3 protein-coding genes are annotated in these 3,239 nt (G+C 69.9%); 2 read left to right on the forward strand and 1 reads right to left on the reverse strand.

Annotated features, from left to right (window positions below):
• Positions 1-69: 69 nt before the first annotated feature.
• Complete coding sequence (locus JYJ84_RS32270; protein WP_046548769.1) at positions 70-717, reverse strand: glycine zipper 2TM domain-containing protein; 648 nt, start codon at positions 715-717, stop codon at positions 70-72.
• Between the two features lie 464 nt (positions 718-1,181).
• On the opposite strand from JYJ84_RS32270, the gene JYJ84_RS32275 reads away from it, so the two are divergent.
• Both JYJ84_RS32275 and JYJ84_RS32280 read left to right on the forward strand, forming a co-directional pair.
• Positions 1,182-2,381: an amidohydrolase family protein gene (locus JYJ84_RS32275; RefSeq protein WP_175222721.1), complete on the forward strand. Its 1,200-nt coding sequence runs from the start codon at positions 1,182-1,184 to the stop codon at positions 2,379-2,381.
• An 85-nt stretch (positions 2,382-2,466) separates the two neighbouring features.
• On the forward strand, positions 2,467-3,239 hold a 773-nt coding region (locus JYJ84_RS32280; protein ID WP_374102148.1), incomplete at its 3' end, for an amidohydrolase family protein.

The following is a 3,239-nucleotide window of genomic DNA, read 5'->3' on the forward strand; positions in this document are numbered from 1 at the left end:
CGCCGGACCCGCGCCCGACGTCAAACGCGTGAAGATGCGCCCGATCGGGTCAGGCGCACCGGATCGAAATCAATACCGCGCCAGCTGATTGCCGTTGATCTGCACGCGATCACCGGGCCGCAGGTTGCCCGGCGACTGCACGTCGAACGAGCGCATCGAGCCGTCGCTGACCTGCACGTCGATCCGGTAGCTGCTCGGGCCTTGCGCGGCGCCCATCTGCTGGCCGATCTGGTTGCCGGCCACCGCGCCGCCGAGCGCACCGATCACGGTCGCCGCATCGCGGCCGTGGCCGCGACCGAACTGGTTGCCCACCAGGCCGCCGACCAGCGCACCGACGACGGTGCCGGCGACACCCGACGGGCCGACCGAACCGTTGACCGGCTGGATATTCGAGACCGTGCCGTACTGCGTGCCGTAGCCGTTGCCGTACTGCTGCTGATTGCCGTACTGGTCATACGGCTGCGACCCGTATTGCTGCTGGTTGCCGTACTGATCGTACGGCTGCGGCGCCTGGTTCGGATACGGCTGTTGCTGCTGCACGTAGCCCGGCTGCGAATACGCGGGCTGCGCGTAGCCGGGCGTCGCGTATTGCTGCTGCTGCGGATACCCCGGCTGCGCGCCGTAGTAACCCGGCGCGACGCAGGCGGTCAGCGGAAGCGCCGCGACGGCGACGAGCGAGGCGAACAGAACGGTCTTCGTGGAAGGCATGCGCATCATGATGTTTCCTGCATCGGCAACGGGTTCGCCGACGAATTCCGGGACGGGTGGCGAACTCGGCGTGAGTATAAGGAATGGCCGGTGGCGCGTCCGGTGCGGCCGGGTAACAACGTGTAAAGTCTGTTGCCGCGTAAATCGCCGCCCGGGCGGCGTGCTGAAGCGACGGCCGGCGCGAGCGCGAGATGGCCTTCGGACACCCGCTGACCGGTGATGCCGACGCTGCGCGTCCATCGGTTTTACCGTCGCTTTCACCGCGATCCCGCCCCATCCGCCGCGCCAGGCCCGGCGGCCGTGCACGCCGCGCATCGCGAAATCGAATGCGCAGCATCGCGACATTTAATTGGCCTCGGGCGATGGCGTCCGATATCGTGGCCGGATTCCCTGCCAACGGTCGCGCCGTGCCGGCTGCGGTTCCTTCCCCGTCCGCGCCGGCGTCGCGCCGCGACCGCCCCACATTCCAAGCCATGACCGAACGCTTCTTCATCAACGCCGTCGACGCCGGCGGCCAGCCCATCAACCTCGTCGTTCGTGACGGCCGCTTTACCGCGATCGGCGCCGATTGCGCCGCCGCGCCCGGCGCGGAAACGATCGACCTCGATGGCCGGGTCGTGCTGCCCGGTTTCGTCGATGGCCACATCCACCTCGACAAGAGCTTCGTCGGCGATCGCTGGGTGCCGCACGAACCGGTCGGCACGCTGCGCGAGCGGCTCGCGGTCGAGAAGCGCCAGCTCGCGGCCGCGCCGCCGATCGTCGAACGCGCGAATGCGCTGATCGCGCAGGCCGCCGCATTCGGCACGGTCGCGATGCGCAGCCACGTCGACGTCGATGCGACGACGGGCCTGTCGAACCTGCAGGCCGTGATGGCCGCGCGCGAGCAATGGCGCGGGATCGTCGATATCGAACTCGTCGCGTTCCCGCAGGCCGGCGTCATCACGTGCCCCGGCACCGCCGAGATCCTCGACGCAGCCGTGCGCGAAGGCGCGGACGTGGTCGGCGGGATCGACCCGACGACGCTCGACGGCGATGCGGACGGGCAGCTCGACATCGTGTTCGGCATCGCCGAGAAGCGCGGCGCGAAGATCGACATCCACCTGCACGAGCCGGGCGAAACGGGTATCGCGCAGCTGCTGAGGATCGCGGCGCGCACGCGCGCGGCAGGGCTCGGCGGCCGCGTGAACGTGAGTCATGCGTATGCGCTCGGCCAGGTGAGCGATGACGACGTGCAGCGCACCGCGGCGGCGCTGGCCGAAGCCGGCGTGTCGATCCTGACGAATGCGCCGGGCGACTGCGCGTTTCCGCCGGTGCAGGCGCTTCGCGATGCGGGCGTGCACGTGTTCGCGGGCAACGACAACATCCGCGACGCATGGTGGCCATACGGCAACGGCGACATGCTGCAGCGCGCGATGATGGTCGGCTATCGGTCGGGCTTCTACACCGACGAGGCGCTCGGTATCGCGCTGGACATGGCGACGCACGCCGGCGCGCGCGTGATCGGCAAGGATAACTATGGAATCGCGGTCGGCTGCGATGCGACGTTCGTCGCGGTGCGTGCGCCGAATGCGGCGGCGGCCGTCGCGGGCGTGCCGGCCGAGCGCTGGGTGTTCCGCCGTGGCGAAAGCGACACGGGCGCACCGTTCGCCCCCGCGCTGCGCTTCACGCGCTGACCGACCTGACCGGCGGCACGGCACGCGCCGTGCCCCCTTCGCATTGACTGCACTGACCGTACTGACCGACCACCCCGGAACCGACATGACGAACCTGCTGATCCGCAACGTCCGCCCGAGCGCCGACGCCGCGCTCGACATCCTGATCGAAGGCGATCGCATCGCGCGCATCGGCCCGTCGCTCGACGCGCCCGCCGGCTGCGCGATCGAGGACGGCGCGGGCGCGCTCGCGCTGCCTGGCCTCGTCGAAGGCCACACGCACCTCGACAAGACGCATTGGGGGATGACGTGGTATCGCAACCAGGTCGGGCCGCGCCTCGTCGACCGGATCGAGAACGAACGCCACTATCGCGCGACGAGCGGCCATGACGCCGGCGTCGCGTCGCTCGCGCTGGCGCGTGCGTTCCTCGCGGCCGGCACGACGCGCATCCGCACGCACGTCGACATCGATACCGAAGCGGGGCTGCGGCATCTGCACGGCGTGCTCGCAACGCGCGAGACGCTGCGCGGGCAGGTCGAGATCCAGATCGTCGCGTTTCCGCAATCGGGCGTGCTCAAGCGGCCGGGCACCGATGCACTGCTGTCCGACGCGCTCGCCGCCGGCGCCGATCTGCTCGGCGGGCTCGACCCGTGCGCGATCGAGGGCGATCCGGTCGAGGCAGTGGACGTGCTGTTCGCGATCGCCGAGCGCCATGGCCGCGGGCTCGACCTTCACCTGCACGAGCGCGGATCGATGGGCGCGTATTCGCTCGACCTGATCCTGCAGCGCACGGCTACGCACGGCATGCAGGGCAAGGTGACGATCAGCCACGGGTTCTGTCTCGGCGATATCGCCGAACGCGAGCGCGATGCGCTGCT

The sequence above is a fragment of the Burkholderia sp. LMG 13014 genome, from assembly GCF_905232215.1.
GTDB lineage: Bacteria > Pseudomonadota > Gammaproteobacteria > Burkholderiales > Burkholderiaceae > Burkholderia.

Bases quoted from the DNA above. Each gene is read 5' to 3' on its own strand.
- JYJ84_RS32270 (WP_046548769.1), bottom strand. From the start codon at position 717: ATGATGCGCATGCCTTCCACGAAGACCGTTCTGTTCGCCTCGCTCGTC.
- JYJ84_RS32275 (WP_175222721.1), top strand. From the start codon at position 1,182: ATGACCGAACGCTTCTTCATCAACGCCGTCGACGCCGGCGGCCAGCCC.